The sequence below is a fragment of the Streptomyces hokutonensis genome (assembly GCF_042751305.1).
Lineage (GTDB): Bacteria > Actinomycetota > Actinomycetes > Streptomycetales > Streptomycetaceae > Streptomyces > Streptomyces hokutonensis_A.
In genome coordinates this window covers 364253-378466 of record NZ_JBHYWD010000002.1, presented here as the reverse complement: position 1 = coordinate 378466, position 14214 = coordinate 364253, and the positions used below count along the sequence as shown (strand labels likewise).

Below are 14214 nucleotides of genomic sequence, written 5' to 3'. Positions count from 1 at the left end.
CGGCGCGCGCGCGCGCGCTCGGGCGTGCGCCCGGCCCCGACTATCCCCACCCCCCCCCCCGGCGCGCGCGGCGCGGGGCCCCCCCCCCCCCCCTTTCGTTCAACTCATTGACATGCTCGCGCGGCGGCGCGAATCTGAGAGCGCTCTCACACAGGTACGGACCAATTTCTCGTACACCCCCCACGGAGGTGAGTAGTGCTCGGCAGAATCCTGCGCCGACTGGGCGCCGCGACCGCGGTGGCCACAATGCTCGCGCTGGCCACACCGCTGACGGCGGACGCGGCGGTGCCCGCCACGATCCCGCTGAAGATCACCAACAACTCGGGCCGCGGCGACGCGGTCTACATCTACGACCTGGGCACCAACCTGGCCACCGGCCAACAGGGTTGGGCCGACGCGGCCGGCACGTTCCACGCCTGGCCGGCCGGCGGCAACCCGCCCACCCCGGCACCGGACGCGTCGATCGCGGGCCCGGCGACCGGACAGTCCACGACCATCCGGATCCCGAAGTTCTCCGGCCGCCTCTACTTCTCGTACGGCCAGAAGCTCGTGTTCAAGCTGACCACGGGCGGCCTGGTGCAGCCGGCCGTGCAGAACCCGACCGACCCGAACCGCAACATCCTCTTCAACTGGTCCGAGTACACGCTGAACGACTCCGGGCTGTGGATCAACAGCACCCAGGTGGACATGTTCTCCGCGCCGTACGCGGTCGGGGTGCAGCGGTCCGACGGAAGCACGGCCGGCACCGGGCACCTCAAGTCGGGTGGCTACACCGGGTTCTTCAACGCGCTGCGCGGACAGCCGGGTGGCTGGGCCAACCTGATCCAGACCCGGTCCGACGGCACGGTGCTGCGAGCGCTCTCACCGACGTACGGGATAGAGACAGGTGCCCTCCCGAGTACGGTGATGGACGACTACATCAACCGCGTCTGGACGAAGTACGCGTCCTCGACCCTGACGGTGACACCGTTCGCCGACCAGCCGAACACCAAGTACTACGGCCGGGTGTCGGGCAACGTCATGAACTTCACCAACAGCTCCGGCGCGGTCGTCACCACCTTCCAGAAGCCGGACGCGGCCAGCATCTTCGGCTGCTACAAGTACCTCGACGCACCCAACGACCTGGTGCGCGGGCCGATTTCGCGCACGCTGTGCGCGGGCTTCAACCGTTCCACGCTCCTGGTCAACCCCAACCAGCCGGACACCACCACGGCGAACTTCTACGTGGACACGGTGACCAACCAGTACGCGCGCAAGATCCACGCGCAGATGGCCGACGGCAAGGCGTACGCGTTCGCGTTCGACGACGTCGGCGCCCAGGAGTCCCTGGTGAACGACGGGAACCCGCAGCAGGCCTATCTGACGCTGGACCCGCTGAGCTGAGCTGAGCTGGGCTGAACAGACCGGAACACCCCGCACGCCTGGGGGCGCGTGCGGGGTGCCGGACTCACGGGTGGATCAGCTGGTCGTGACGGCGGTGTCGTCGATCACGAAGCTGGTCTGGAGCGAGGAGTCCTCGACCCCGCTGAACTTCAGGGCGACCGTGGTGCCCGCGAAGGCCGACAGGCTGAAGGACTTCGCCACATAACCGCTGGCCGCGTTGAGGTTGGAGTAGGTGGCCAGGGTGGTCGATCCGGCGGTGACCGTCAGCTTGTCGTAAGCCGTGCTGGTGGTGGTCTCCGCCGTGTCGATGTGGATGTAGAAGGTGAACGTCGTCCCCGTGCAGCCGCTCGGGATCGTCACCGACTGGGACAGCGTGTCCGTGTGGGTCGAGCCGTAGCCGTCGAGCCAGGCCTTGTACGAACCTGTGCGGGCCGCCTGGCTGCTGGAGTTGGTGATGACGCCGCTGGTCGCGGTCCAGGTCGTGTTGCCCGACTCGAAGCCCGCGTTGCCCAGCAACTGCGCCGAGGTGCAACTGCCTCCCCCGCCACTGGAACTGACGGTCCAGGTGAAGGACGCGGTACCCGTCGCCCCGGTGCTGTCGGTGACGGTCACCGTGGTGCTGTACGTGCCCGCCGCCGTCGGGGTGCCGGTGATGGCGCCCGTGGAACTGATCGACAGGCCCGTGGGCAGTCCGGTCGCGGCGTATGTCAGGGTGCCGCTGTTGGTGGAGCTGGCCGCGATCTGCAGGCTCACCGCCGTACCGACGGTGGAGGACTGACTGCCCGGGTTGGTGACCGTGACCCCGCTGGTCGGCACCGTGATGTGGCTGCCGACGTTGATGCCGGCGAAGGCGTTGCCGACTCCCGCGTACTGCGCGGAACTTGTGCCGTACAGCGCCGCCGCCGCGTTGAGCGCGGCGGTGCGGGCGCCGGCGTAGTTGGTGCTGGACGTCATGTACGTCGTCAGCGCCTTGTACCAGATCTGCAGGGCGGCGGCCCGGCCGATACCGGCGACGGCCACGCCGTCGGAAGTGGTGCTGGTGTAGGTGGTGCCGTTGATGACCTTGGTGCCGCTGCCCTCGGAGAGCAGGTAGAACATGTGGTTCGCGGGACCGGACGAATAGTGGACGTCGAGGTTGCCGACCCCCGAGTACCAACTGTCCGCGCTGCCGCCGTCCTTGCTCGGCTTGTCCATGTAACGCAGCGGCGTGCCGTCGCCGTTGATGTCGATCTTCTCGCCGATGAGGTAGTCGCCGACGTCGGAGGAGTTGTTGGCGTAGAACTCGACGCCGGTGCCGAAGATGTCGGAGGTCGCCTCGTTCAACCCACCTGATTCACCGGTGTAGTTGAGCCCGGCGGTGTTGGAGGTGACGCCGTGGCTCATCTCGTGGCCGGCCACGTCCAGCGAGGTCAGCGCGTGGGTCGAGCCCGAGCCGTCGCCGTACGTCATGCAGAAGCAACTGTCGTCCCAGAAGGCGTTGACGTACGCCGTGCTGTAGTGGACGCGCGAGTAGGCGGCGACGCCGTCGTTCTTGATGCCGCTGCGGCCGAAGGTGTTCTTGTAGAAGTCCCAGGTCGTCTGGGCGCCGTAGGCCGCGTCGGCGCCCGCGGTCTGGGTGTTGGAGCCCGCGCCGGTGCCCCACACGTCGTCCGCGTCCGTCATCAGGGTGCCGGTGCCGGACGTGGCGTTGTTCAGGCTGTACGTCTTGTGACCGCCGCGCGTGGTGTCGTACAGCTGGTACGTCGAACCCGACAGCGTGGTGCTCAGCGAGACCGTGCCGCTGTACTGGGTGTTGCCGGTGCCGGTCTCGATGCCCTGGAAGCGGGAGAGTTCCTTGCCGGTGGTGGCGTCGGTGATGACGTGCAGCCGGCTCGGGGTGCCGTCGTCCTGGAAGCCGCCGATCACCGTCTCCCAGGCGAGCTTGGGGCTGCCGTCGCCGGCCCAGATGACCTTCCGGGCGCTGTCGGTGCTCGGCGCCTTGGCGTCGAGGGCCTTCGCCGTGGTGAGGGCCTTGGTCTCGGCGGCCGACTTGGCGACGGACGCGGTGGTGGAGGGGACGGTGAGGGTGTGCTTGTTGTTGAAGGTCGCGCTCACCGTGCCGGTCGCCTGCGCTGCGGGCGGGGTGTGCACGACGAGGTCGCCGCCGAGCACGGGCAGTCCGGCGTAGGTGCGCTCGTAGCGCGTGTGGACGGTGCCGTCGTTGTCCTTGACGACGTCCTTGACGACCAGCTTCTCCTTGGCGCCGAGGCCGAGGGTGCGGGCGGTCTTCGTGCTGTTCGCGGTGGCGCTCTTCACCAGGGCGGTGCGCTGTGCCGGGGTGAGTTTCGCCTCCAGGCCGCCGGTGCGCAGCGGGCTGGGGTGGGGGGACGCGGGCTTCGCGCTCGCCGGAACCGACTGGATGCCGACGGCGAGGAGCGCGGCGGTGGAGATCAGGGCTCCAACCGCGGTCCGCTTGCGGGGGATGCGTCTCACTCGTACTCCTCCTGCGACGGCCGCGGACGCGGCCGGTGACAGACCGGACAGCCGGGTCTGCTGTCCGGGAGAGCTGAGCTGTGCGGGGCCGACCGAACTTTGACCGATCCATGGAGGATCCGTGGGGTAACTGCGTGGAGGATGACAGTGTTGACCCGTCCATGTCACGCAAGGCCGGGGCACTCAAGGGTTTTCCCTCTGTCGCCCGGCTCAACTGGCGTCGCGGACCGGCCACTTACGGTTCGCGAAGGGGACGGAAGGGGCTCGCCGGGTACGGTCCGGTCATGCCCCGACTGGTGGATGTTCCCGGGTACGCGCGCTTCTGGACGGCCTCCGCGGTCTCGGCGTTCGGTTCGCAGGTGTCGGGGCTCGCCCTGCCGATCCTCACCGCCGTCACGCTGAGCGCGTCCGCGACCGAGGTGGGCCTGGTCAACGCGGCCCGCTGGTCGCCGTATCTGCTCTTCGGCGTGGTGGCCGGTGTCCTGGTGGACCGCTGCCGGCGCAAACCGGTGCTGGTGGCCATGGATCTCGGCCGGGCCGCGCTGCTCGGCGCGATTCCGCTGCTGTACGCGCTGGACCGGCTCGACATCGCCACCCTGTGCGCGTGCGTCTTCGCCTTCACCTTCGGGGTGCTCTGCCTGTTCTTCGACGCGGCCAACCAGTCCTACGTGCCGCGGCTGGTCCCCCGAGAACTCCTCAACGCGGGGTACGCCCGGGTGGGACAGGCCGACGCGGTGGCCGGGTCGACCGGGCCGCTGATCGCCGGCGTACTGATCAAGCTGCTGGGCGCACCGGTCGCCGTACTCGTGGAGGCCGTCAGCTGTCTGGCCTCCGGCCTGCTGCTCACCTCGGTGCGGGCCCACGATCCGGTGCCCGACCGGGGCGCGCGGCGCGGTCTCGTCAGCGAGCTGCGGGAGGGGGTGGCCCGGGTCTACCGGCACCGGACCCTGGCGTCCATCGCGCTGACCTCGCATCTGATGCTGCTCTTCAACACCGTGGTCAGTACGGTCTTCGTCGTCTTCGCGCTGCGTGAGCCGAGGATCGGGGACTTCTGTCTGGGCGTGGCCTACGCCTGCGCGGGACTCCGCGGTGTGCTCGGCGGCGCGTTCTCGGGACGGGTGGCGAAGAAGCTCGATGTCGGCGCCACCCTGATCGCGGGCCGTCTGCTCGCCGCCGTCGGTTGGCTGCCGCTGGTCCTCGCCCACCGCGGGCCGTGGGCCCTGGTCTGTGTGTCCGCGGCCTTCTTCGTGGTGTCCGGGGCGATCTCGCTCGAGAGCCCGGTGGAGATGAGCTGTCGCCAGGCGGTCACGCCCGACCGGCTGCGGGGGCGGATGAACGCCACGATCCGCTCGTTCAACTGGGGAATGGTGGCGATCGGGGCGCCCCTGGGCGGGCTCCTCGCCGACCACGTCGGCTACCGGTTCGCCCTGTCCGTGGGGCTGACCGGAGCGGTCCTCCAGGCGCTCGCGCTCACCGTCTCCCCCACCCGCGGGGCCCGCGCCACCGACGCGCACGAACCGCTGGTGCCCGCCTGACGCACGGCACCGAAATGCGGCCTGCGCGAACGCGGGGGATGCTGGGAGGGCCAACGCACGTCCGAAGGAGGACACCCATGTCGTTCATGGACAAGGTCAAGGGAATGCTCGGCCAGAACCCCGACAAGGCCAAGCAGGGCGTGGACAAGGCGGGGGACATGATCGACGAGCGCACCGGCGGCAAGCACGCCAAGCAGGTCGACATGGCGCAGGACAAGGCCAACGAGTTCATCGACCGCGAGAGGCCGCAACAGCCCTGACCGCATCTGTCCGTGTATCGCCCTCGATGCGCCCCAAGTGGTCCCTGAAATTAGAGACTTCGTCAAGTACAGATGTGAAACCGGTGCGCGGCCGGGCCCCGATTCGTACATACTCCCCCCACAGGAAGCCTGAACTCTGGGGGGAGTTGGCTCATGCAAGGCACGATCGACGGGTTCCGCTACGGTGCGGTGACTCCGGTGGCGGCCTATCTGATGGCCTGCCTGGGAGGTGCTCTGGGACTGCGCTGCGTGGTGCGGTCCCTGCACAACGAAAATTCCTGGAAGGGGGGTTGGCTCGCGCTGGGCGCGACATCCATCGGCACCGGCATCTGGACGATGCACTTCATCGCGATGATCGGCTTCCAGGTCGAGGAGACCCGCATCGGCTACGACGTCGGCCTCACGGTGCTGAGTCTGGCTGTGGCGATCGTGATGGTCGCCGTCGGGGTGTTCACCGTGGGATACCGCGGCGCCACCACCGGCACGCTCGCCGGAGCGGGTGTGATCACCGGCCTCGGGGTCGCCGCGATGCACTATCTGGGTATGGCCGCCCTCAAGTTGAACGGCACCATCGAGTACCGGACCAGCACGGTCGTACTCTCCATCGCGATCGCGATCGTCGCCGCGACGGCGGCCCTGTGGGCGGCCGTCTCCATCCGGGGCTTCCTCGCGAGTCTGGGCGCCAGCCTGGTGATGGGCGTGGCCGTGTCCGGGATGCACTACACGGCCATGGCCGCCGTGAGCGTCCATCTGCACAGCACCGGCGGGGCGTGGACGGGCGACTCCGCCACCTCGTTGCTGCTGCCCATGCTGCTGGGCCCGGTCATCTTCCTGTTGCTGGCCGGGGTCGTCGTCATGTTCGACCCGCTGCTGGTGATGGGCGAGGGCAACTGGGACCGCTCCTTCGCCCGGCACCCCATCGCCTCGAAAACCGCTGACAGGCAAGCGGATTCGGCCTTCACCGCACGGGACGCCTCGACACCCCGGACCATGGTTGCCAACAGCGGTCGCCACGGCCCGAGTTCGACCACCGGCCGCCGCAGACCCCGCTAGCGTCGCCTCAGTTGGGCGCGCCCGGCGGCACCCGGGGCAGCGGGTCGAGCCGTACCGAGCCGGGGTCGGCGAGGAAGGCGCGAACCAACTCCCCCGCCTCGCGAGCCTGTTCGTCGCCCTGGCAGCGCAGCTCCGTCGCGAGCCGCCGGACGGCACCGCGCAGCGACATGCGCACCGGCGTGTGCAGCGCGGTGTCGTCGAGCAGGGTCAGCAGGTGGTTCAGGAGCGTCCAGTCCGCCGCGTGCTGCACGGCTGACCCGCCGGGCAGTTCCCCGGGCACGGGGTCGCTCCGGCGCCAGGTCGTGGCGAGCAGCGCGTCGACGATGTCCGCGACGCCGGGAACGGCGGGGTCGGCCGCGTGCTGCCAGGCGACCCGGTTGAGCCGGGCCGGGTCCAGCAACTGCTGGGTCACCAGCGCGGTCGCGGCCCGTACGGCTTCGAAGGGGTCGAAGATCCGTCCGGCGCCCGTGTCGAGGTACTGCTCCGTCCGGCCGTAGCGGATCGCGGGCGGGGTGAGGGTGTCCAACACCGGGTGCGGCAGGGCGAGTTGTTCGGCGCGCAGCAGTCCGGCGAGTCGGGTCAGAGCGGTGTGCTGAGTGGCCGCGTCGACGGCTTCCGTGCCCCGGCCGGCCTCACCCGCGAGCCCGTACGCGTAGCGCACCCCACCCACCAGCCGGGCCACGGCCGCCACCTCGTGCCGGTGCAGCAGGTGCAACAGCGCGGCGCGTTCCTCCAGTTCACCGGTCTGCCGGTCGGGTGGCAGCACCCCGGCGGAGAATCCGTCCAGGGCGATACGGCGGACCCGCAGCATCGTCTCCAGCGCCTGGAGCGCGTCCGTTCCACTGACCCAGGGCACGGCGTCGGCGTGCGCGGCGTTCGGGCCCTGGGCGTCCTCGTCGGAGACGTAGGTCAGACCGGCCTCGGCGGCTGCGCGGCGCAGTGCGGCGAGCGCGGTGTCCTCCTCGCCCTCGCCTGCGCCGAACCGTCCGTAGGCGTGCGCGACCAGGAAGTGGTCCCACGGACCGAGTTCGGTGCCGTACGCGGCGGAGAGATCGAGTTCGCCGTCTTCGGTGACGCGGATGCGGGCGTGCGGGTAGTCCATGACGGACGGCTCGGGGTGCCCCGAACCGGCGAAGTTGTGCATGAAGCCGAGTGCGTGGCCGATCTCGTGCGCGGTCAGCTGGCGCAGCCGGGCGAGCACCAACTCCTCGACTGCGGCGAGCCGTTCGGCCTCGTCCGGGCGGCCGTAGGGGGCGAGGAGGGCCTCGCCGAGCGCGCGGACCTGCTCAACGCGCTGGGAGCCGAGCCGTACCCGGGCGTGCAGGATCTCGCCGGTGCGCGGGTCGGTCAGCCCCTGCCCGAGGGACCAGCCGCGGCCGGACCGGTGCACCCAGACCACGCCGTTGACGCCGGGGTCGTAGGGGTCGAATTCGGCGCCACCGGGCTCGACCCGGTAGGCGTCGGGGAGGCCGATCCGGGCGAAGGCCCGCTGCCACCAGTTGCCGCCCTCGACGACCGCCGAGCGGAAGGGTTCGGGGACGGCGGGGTCCACCTGGAAGACGATCGGGTCGCCGCCGGGTTCCGCGCGGAAGCGGGGCTGGAACCTGATCTGGGTGCCCGCCCGGCCGACGAGGCCGTGGTCGGCGTAGCCGATGCCGTAGCCGCCCGAGGCGGGGTGGTAGCGGCGGACGGGCAGCGGGGTCGCGGGCAGGCGCATCAGGTTGAGCTGCTGGACGAGGGTGATCGCACGCGGGTCGGCGGCCACGGCCCGCACTGCCTCGCCCCGGCCGGGGCCCCGGAAGGTGAGGAGCGCGGGCAGCCGGACGGCACGGGGCCCGTTGCGGCTGTCGGCGGTGAGCGGGAGGCTCGCCGACTCGTCGATCGTGTAGTCGCCCTGCTCGTGCGCGTGCAGATGCTCGGCGACCCGGTCGTGGTCGGCGACGACCAGGCCGGTCGCGTCGACGACCACCGCTCCGTCCTCCTCCCGCAGCACGGGCCCGCTCCACACCACTGACAGCGCGAACGACTCGTCCCCGGCCCGTACGGCGGCCTCGTCGCCGGAGGTGAGGAAGTGCTTGTTGCGTACCGCGAACAGGACCCGGTCGCCGATCCGGCGGAACTCCGCGAGCCGCGCCTTGCCCGCCCTGCCCCGGTCCAGCCACAGGTCGCTGGAGCCCAGGCCCTGGGAGAGGGAGACGGTGAGGAGGAAGGGTTCGCCGAAGTGGCGGATGCCCAACAGCAGCCGTTCCGACCGGAGTTCGGGGTCGGGGAGCAGATCGATGAAGTCGGCTTCGCCGGGCATGCGGGGGCCTTTCGGTCGTACGTCGTCGAGTTGATGTTGCCAGGCCCCCGCCTCTCGCCCCGCCATGGCTCGTTGTTACGGTGCACCGGTGTCTGAATCCTCACGCGATACCGCCGAAGGCGCCGGTTGGGGCACCGCGGAGCGCGGCGCGTACCAGCAGCTCATGCCGTCCCGTGTCGAGAAGGTCTCGTGGCTAGACCCGAGGACCCTGTGGGCCGCGCGCAACGGTGTGCTGGCCTCCTGGTTCGGGGACCCGACCGGCGACACCCGCAGCCGCTGGGTCGCCCAGCGCACGGCCGCCGGTGCCCCTGCCGACAAGGTGATCCGGCGCGACGACGCGGACACCTTCTCCTTCATGGTCGTCGGTGACACGGGCGAGGGTGACGATCCCCAATACGCCGTCGTGCCAGGGTTTCTGAAGGTCAGTCAGGGAACTGACTTCGCGGTCATAGCCAGCGACGTCATCTATCCCGTCGGCACCGCGGACGACTACGGCACGAAGTTCTTCCGGCCGTACCAGGGCTATCCGGCGCCCATCTACGCGATACCCGGCAACCACGACTGGTACGAGGGCCTCGGCGGCTTCATGCGCGTCTTCTGCGACGACGCGCCCGCGCTCCCGGCGCCGGAGTCGGGGCCGCGCCCGCTGACCCGGGCCTGGTGGCGGTCGCTGCTGTGGCACCACCCCCGCCCGACCGACGGCGAACACCTGGACAAGGCACGGGAGTTGCGGTCCTCGCCGGTCCAACAGGCCGTCCAGCCGGGCCCGTACTGGGCGATCGACGCGGGACCAGTGCGGATCATCGGCATCGACACGGGCCTGTTGGGCACGATCGACGCCGAACAGGGCGCCTGGCTGCGGGAGGTGGCGAAGGGGCCGACGCCCAAGATCCTCGTCACGGGCTCGCCCCTGTACGTGGACGGCAAGTACGACCCCTGTGTCATCGAGGGCGGCGGCACGGTCGACGACATCGTCCGCGATCCGGACCACCACTTCGTGGCGGCGATCGGCGGCGACATCCACAACTACCAGCGCTATCCGGTGCGGTTGGACGACGGGCGCACGCTCCAGTACGTGGTCTCGGGCGGCGGCGGCGCGTTCATGCACGCCACCCACACCGTCCCGCGCGTCGACATCGCGGGCGTCACCGAGCAGGACTTCCGCTGCTATCCGCTGCGCGGCGACTCCCTCGCCTTCTACAGCAGGCTCTACGGGCGCCGACTGCACCTGCGCCGCTTCTTCACCCTCACCGAGGCCGAGGCGTCGGCCGTGATCTGCGAGCGCCTCGGCATCCCGCCGACGCGCACCCCGGGCCCGCCGGTCCGCGTCACCCGGCGCGTCCGGCTGGTGGCGAGCCTGCTGGGCGCGGGCGGCCGTCCCGACCGGACCTCCCGTTTCCGGCTCCCGGTGCGCAAGATCTACACGCAGCTGTTCTCGCCCAGCTCGGTGACGTACAGCCCGCCGTTCTTCAAGTGCTTCCTGCGGCTGGACGTCACCCCGGAGGCGGTCCGCCTGCGCTGCTTCGCGGCCACCGGCAACCGTGCCCAGGAGATCGACCCGCCGGTCGAGGACGAGATCGTCATCCCGCTGCGCTGATCACACGCCCGCAATGTTCACCTGTCACAATCGGGACAGAACAGAACTGACGTACGACCGCCGGAGGAGCCCGTGCCGCCCACCTCACGCCCGTTGCGGAAGCTGGGCTTCCTGACGATCGGCCTGTTCGACGAGGCCGATCCGCGCCAGGGCCACGAGTCGACGCTGGAGATCATCGAACTCGGCGAACGGCTCGGCTTCGACAGCGCCTGGCTGCGCCACCGCCATCTCCAGTACGGCATCTCCTCCCCCGTCGCGATCATGGCGGCGGCCTCGCAGCGCACCAGCCGGATCGAACTCGGCACCGCGGTGATCCCGCTCGGCTGGGAGAACCCGCTGCGGCTGGCGGAGGACCTGGCGACCGTCGACATCCTGTCCGGGGGCCGGATCAACCCGGGCGTCAGCGTCGGCCCGCCGATGCACTACGACCAGGTCAGGGAGGCGCTGTACCCCGACACGGCCGACGTCGAGGACTTCAGCTACGAGCGGGTGCGGCGGCTCCTGGACTTCGTGCGCGGCAAGCCGGCCACCGACTTCAGCGGCGTCGAGGGCTTCGAGGTGTTCTCCGACCGGGTCCAGCCGCACTCCCCCGGCCTGGGCCGCCGCCTCTGGTACGGCGGCGGCAGCGCGAGTTCGGCGAAGTGGGCCGGCGAGCACGGCATGAACTTCCTGACGAGCAGCGTCGTCAAGGCCGAAGGGCCGGACGAGTCAAGGGACTTCGCGGAGATCCAGCTCTCCCACATCCGCACGTTCCGCGCCCATCACCCGGACGGCGAGGCCGCCCGCGTCTCCCAGGGGCTGGTCGTGATCCCCACCGACTCCGCGTCGCCCGAACAGCGCGCGAAGTACGAGGAGTTCGCCCGCAGGCGCACTCCCCGTACGACGTCACCTCAGGGCCCGGCCCGGCTGATGTTCGCGCCGGACATCGTCGGCACCTCGGATGAGATCGCCGAACTCCTGGGCGCACACGCCGCGTTCAGGGAGATCGACGAGGTGGCGTTCGCGCTGCCGTTCACCTTCGAGCACGAGGACTATGTGCAGATCCTCACGGACATGGCGACGAAGCTGGGACCGGCGCTCGGCTGGCGGCCCGCCGCCTGACCTCACCAGCGGCCCGGCTCCGTACCGACGATCGGCTCCGACGGCTTGCCGTCGACGCCGACCGGTATGTCGCCGGTGAGCATGACCCGGTGCATGGTCCGGGGGAAGCCCAGGTGGGCGTTGTCGCTGGGGGCGAGGTGGATGGTGGCCCGGTTGTCCCAGAAGGCCACGCTGCCCGGCTCCCAGCGGAAGCGGACGGTGTACTCGGGCCGGGTCGCCTGCGCGAGCAGCATGTCCAGGACCGCGGCGCTCTCCGCGCGGGAGATGTCGGTGATCTGCTCCAGGTAGTAGCCGTTGACGAACAGCACCCGCTCCCCCGTCTCGGGGTGCACCCGGACCAGCGGGTGCACCGAGGCGACCTGGTGGTCCAGGAGGTGGCGGACGTACGCGTCGTCGCCGGGCCGCGGCTGGTAGCCGACGCCGAGCCGGTGCTCGGCCCGCAGTCCGTCCACGAACTCCCGTACCGGCTGCGACAGTCCGGCGTAGGCGGCGGCCAGGTTCGACCAGGTGGTGTCGCCGCCGTACGGCGGGACGGTCTCCGCGCGCAGGATCGTCGCGGCCGGCGGGTCGACGCGGGCGCCGTGGTCGCAGTGCCAGCCGCGCAGAAGTGTGTGCCTCCGTCGCTCCAGCCACTCCTCGTGCTCCATGCCGAACCGGCCGCCCAACTCCAGCCGGTCGGCGGTCGTTTCGACCTCGGGGAAGCCGGCCGGTGAGGCGCTGCCGCGCCTGCCGAGCACGACCGGTTCGCCGAACCGCCGCGCGAACGCCACATGCCCGGCGTGATCGAGCCGTTGGTCCCGGAAGAACACGACCTTCCAGCGCAGCACCGCCGCCCGGATCGCGGCCACCGCGGCGTCGTCGAGTTCACCGGCCAGATCGACACCGGTGATCTCGGCCCCGACGTGTCCGGCGGCCGGCTTCACCTCCATGCCGTCCACCCGCGCCGCCTCGTCCGTCGTACCGCTGTCCGTCGTCATGCGCGCTCCGTCGTCGTACCTGCTCGGTCGGTCGTGCCCACCGGGTCGTACCCAGGTCGTACCGGGTTCAAGAAGATCGTGACAGCGATCACCGCACCGGGCGACCGGGCTCCCGGACGCCCATACTGGCTGTACCGCACAGTCAAGGGAAGGTCGATCGTGATCAGCATCCCGACGCACACGCTCAACGACGGAACGAAGCTCCCCGCCATCGGCCTGGGCACCTGGCCGATGGACGACGCGACGGCCGAGGAGGCCGTGGACGGCGCGTTGCGCACGGGCTATCGCCTGGTGGACACGGCGACGAACTACCGCAACGAGACCGGCGTCGGCCGGGGCATCGCCCGCAGCGGGGTGCCGCGCGAGGAGATCGTCGTGACGACGAAGCTCCCGGGCCGCCACCACGGCTACGAGGAGACCCTCGCGTCCTTCGAGGAGTCCCGGGCGCGGCTCGGCGTGGAGTACGTGGACCTGTATCTGATCCACTGGCCGCTGCCCCGCGTCGGCAAGTACGTCGACTCCTGGAAGGCGATGATCAAGCTCCGCGAGGACGGTCTCGTCCGGTCGATCGGTGTCTCCAACTTCACGCCCGGGCACATCGAGCGGCTGGAGAAGGAGACCGGCGTGCTGCCCTCCGTCAACCAGATCGAGCTGCACCCGCTGTTCCCGCAGGACGAACTGCGCGCCTTCGGCGCCGAGAAGGGCGTTCTCACCGAGAGCTGGAGCCCTCTCGGGCGCGGTTCCGCGCTGCTCGACGACCCGACCGTCGTCACGGTCGCGGAGGCCTTCGGTGTCACGCCGGGACAGGTGGTGCTGCGCTGGCACACCCAGCTCGGGGCGGTCCCGATCCCCAAGTCGGCCGACCCGGCACGGCAGCGCGCCAACCTCGACATCTTCGGCTTCGAACTCGGCCCGGCCCAGCTGGCCGCCCTCTCCGACCATGCCCCGCAGCGCCTGGGCGGGGACCCGGAAACGCACGAGGAATTCTGAGAATCCCGGGGTGGAGGTTGCGTGTTTCCACCCCCAACTCGCCTTCCCTGCCTCTATGTTCACGGCGGAGGCTCAAGATCTCACCGGAAGGTTCCCGTATGCGCACCGCGTTCCGTACCGCCGTGACCGGAGTGGTGGCCACCACTGCCCTGCTGGCCGGCGGCACCGTCGCCCAGGCAACCCCCGCAGGGCCGGGTGTCACCGCCAAGCTGATCAGCCAGACCACGATCGGCGACACCGACTACACGGTGCGAGAGATCACCATTCCGCCCGGTCAGGCCACCGGCTGGCACTACCACGACGGCCCCCTGTACGGAATCGTCAAGGAGGGCACGCTCAGCCACTTCGACTCCGACTGCGACTCCGACGGCGTCTACCGCAAGGGCAGCACCATCCAGGAGCCGGCCGGGGCGGGCAACGTGCACATCGGCCGCAACCTGGGGAAGACGCCCCTCGTCCTGGACGTGCTGTACGTCCTGCCGCACGGATCGCCGTTCTCCGAGGACGCGCCGAACCCCGGCTGCCCCTTCGAGTGAGCGGTCCG

General features: G+C 70.3%; 11 protein-coding genes. 8 read left to right on the top strand and 3 right to left on the bottom strand.

Translation table 11 applies throughout. The features are described 5' to 3' along the window. The first annotated feature begins 195 nt into the window (after positions 1 to 195). A complete protein-coding gene (locus ACFXC1_RS07915) occupies positions 196 to 1383 on the top strand; it encodes a glycoside hydrolase family 64 protein (protein WP_381240304.1) in 1188 nt (395 codons plus the stop codon). Positions 1384 to 1458: 75 nt separating this feature from the next. Here ACFXC1_RS07915 and ACFXC1_RS07910 read toward each other — a convergent pair whose 3' ends face one another. Continuing rightward, positions 1459 to 3855 carry a M4 family metallopeptidase gene (locus ACFXC1_RS07910; RefSeq protein WP_381240302.1) on the bottom strand — a complete coding sequence of 799 codons (2397 nt, stop codon included), beginning with the start codon at positions 3853 to 3855 and terminating at the stop codon, positions 1459 to 1461. A 284-nt stretch (positions 3856 to 4139) separates the two neighbouring features. Here ACFXC1_RS07910 and ACFXC1_RS07905 point away from each other — a divergent pair, with 284 nt between their 5' ends. The 3 genes from ACFXC1_RS07905 (at position 4140) to ACFXC1_RS07895 (ending at position 6703) form a co-directional block, all read left to right on the top strand. After that, entirely contained in the window at positions 4140 to 5390 is a 1251-nt protein-coding gene (locus tag ACFXC1_RS07905; RefSeq protein ID WP_381240300.1) for an MFS transporter, read from the top strand. A 77-nt stretch (positions 5391 to 5467) separates the two neighbouring features. Continuing rightward, entirely contained in the window at positions 5468 to 5650 is a 183-nt protein-coding gene (locus ACFXC1_RS07900) for an antitoxin (RefSeq protein ID WP_381240298.1), read from the top strand. Between the two features lie 153 nt (positions 5651 to 5803). Then, the gene (locus tag ACFXC1_RS07895) at positions 5804 to 6703 is read left to right on the top strand and encodes an MHYT domain-containing protein (RefSeq protein WP_381240295.1); all 900 of its coding nucleotides are present in this window, start codon (positions 5804 to 5806) and stop codon (positions 6701 to 6703) included. A gap of 7 nt (positions 6704 to 6710) precedes the next feature. Here the strand turns inward: ACFXC1_RS07895 and ACFXC1_RS07890 are convergent, their stop codons facing one another. Continuing rightward, positions 6711 to 9005: a zinc-dependent metalloprotease gene (locus ACFXC1_RS07890; RefSeq protein ID WP_381240293.1), complete on the bottom strand. Its 2295-nt coding sequence runs from the start codon at positions 9003 to 9005 to the stop codon at positions 6711 to 6713. 88 nt (positions 9006 to 9093) lie between these two features. Here ACFXC1_RS07890 and ACFXC1_RS07885 point away from each other — a divergent pair, with 88 nt between their 5' ends. Both ACFXC1_RS07885 and ACFXC1_RS07880 read left to right on the top strand, forming a co-directional pair. After that, the gene (locus ACFXC1_RS07885; RefSeq protein ID WP_381240290.1) at positions 9094 to 10602 is read left to right on the top strand and encodes a metallophosphoesterase family protein; all 1509 of its coding nucleotides are present in this window, start codon (positions 9094 to 9096) and stop codon (positions 10600 to 10602) included. A gap of 72 nt (positions 10603 to 10674) precedes the next feature. Further along, positions 10675 to 11703 carry an LLM class flavin-dependent oxidoreductase gene (locus ACFXC1_RS07880; RefSeq protein WP_381240287.1) on the top strand — a complete coding sequence of 343 codons (1029 nt, stop codon included), beginning with the start codon at positions 10675 to 10677 and terminating at the stop codon, positions 11701 to 11703. Positions 11704 to 11705: 2 nt separating this feature from the next. On the opposite strand, the gene ACFXC1_RS07875 is transcribed toward ACFXC1_RS07880, so the two are convergent. Continuing rightward, on the bottom strand, positions 11706 to 12680 hold the full coding sequence (locus ACFXC1_RS07875; protein ID WP_381240285.1) for a TauD/TfdA dioxygenase family protein: 975 nt from the start codon (positions 12678 to 12680) through the stop codon (positions 11706 to 11708). 159 nt (positions 12681 to 12839) lie between these two features. On the opposite strand from ACFXC1_RS07875, the gene ACFXC1_RS07870 reads away from it, so the two are divergent. Both ACFXC1_RS07870 and ACFXC1_RS07865 read left to right on the top strand, forming a co-directional pair. Further along, positions 12840 to 13670 carry an aldo/keto reductase gene (locus tag ACFXC1_RS07870; protein ID WP_381240283.1) on the top strand — a complete coding sequence of 277 codons (831 nt, stop codon included), beginning with the start codon at positions 12840 to 12842 and terminating at the stop codon, positions 13668 to 13670. 98 nt (positions 13671 to 13768) lie between these two features. Beyond that, complete coding sequence (locus ACFXC1_RS07865) at positions 13769 to 14206, top strand: cupin domain-containing protein (protein ID WP_381240280.1); 438 nt, start codon at positions 13769 to 13771, stop codon at positions 14204 to 14206. Positions 14207 to 14214: the final 8 nt, after the last annotated feature.

Bases quoted from the DNA above. Each gene is read 5' to 3' on its own strand.
- ACFXC1_RS07905 (WP_381240300.1), top strand. From the start codon at position 4,140: ATGCCCCGACTGGTGGATGTTCCCGGGTACGCGCGCTTCTGGACGGCC.
- ACFXC1_RS07900 (WP_381240298.1), top strand. From the start codon at position 5,468: ATGTCGTTCATGGACAAGGTCAAGGGAATGCTCGGCCAGAACCCCGAC.
- ACFXC1_RS07895 (WP_381240295.1), top strand. From the start codon at position 5,804: ATGCAAGGCACGATCGACGGGTTCCGCTACGGTGCGGTGACTCCGGTG.
- ACFXC1_RS07890 (WP_381240293.1), bottom strand. From the start codon at position 9,005: ATGCCCGGCGAAGCCGACTTCATCGATCTGCTCCCCGACCCCGAACTC.
- ACFXC1_RS07875 (WP_381240285.1), bottom strand. From the start codon at position 12,680: ATGACGACGGACAGCGGTACGACGGACGAGGCGGCGCGGGTGGACGGC.
- ACFXC1_RS07865 (WP_381240280.1), top strand. From the start codon at position 13,769: ATGCGCACCGCGTTCCGTACCGCCGTGACCGGAGTGGTGGCCACCACT.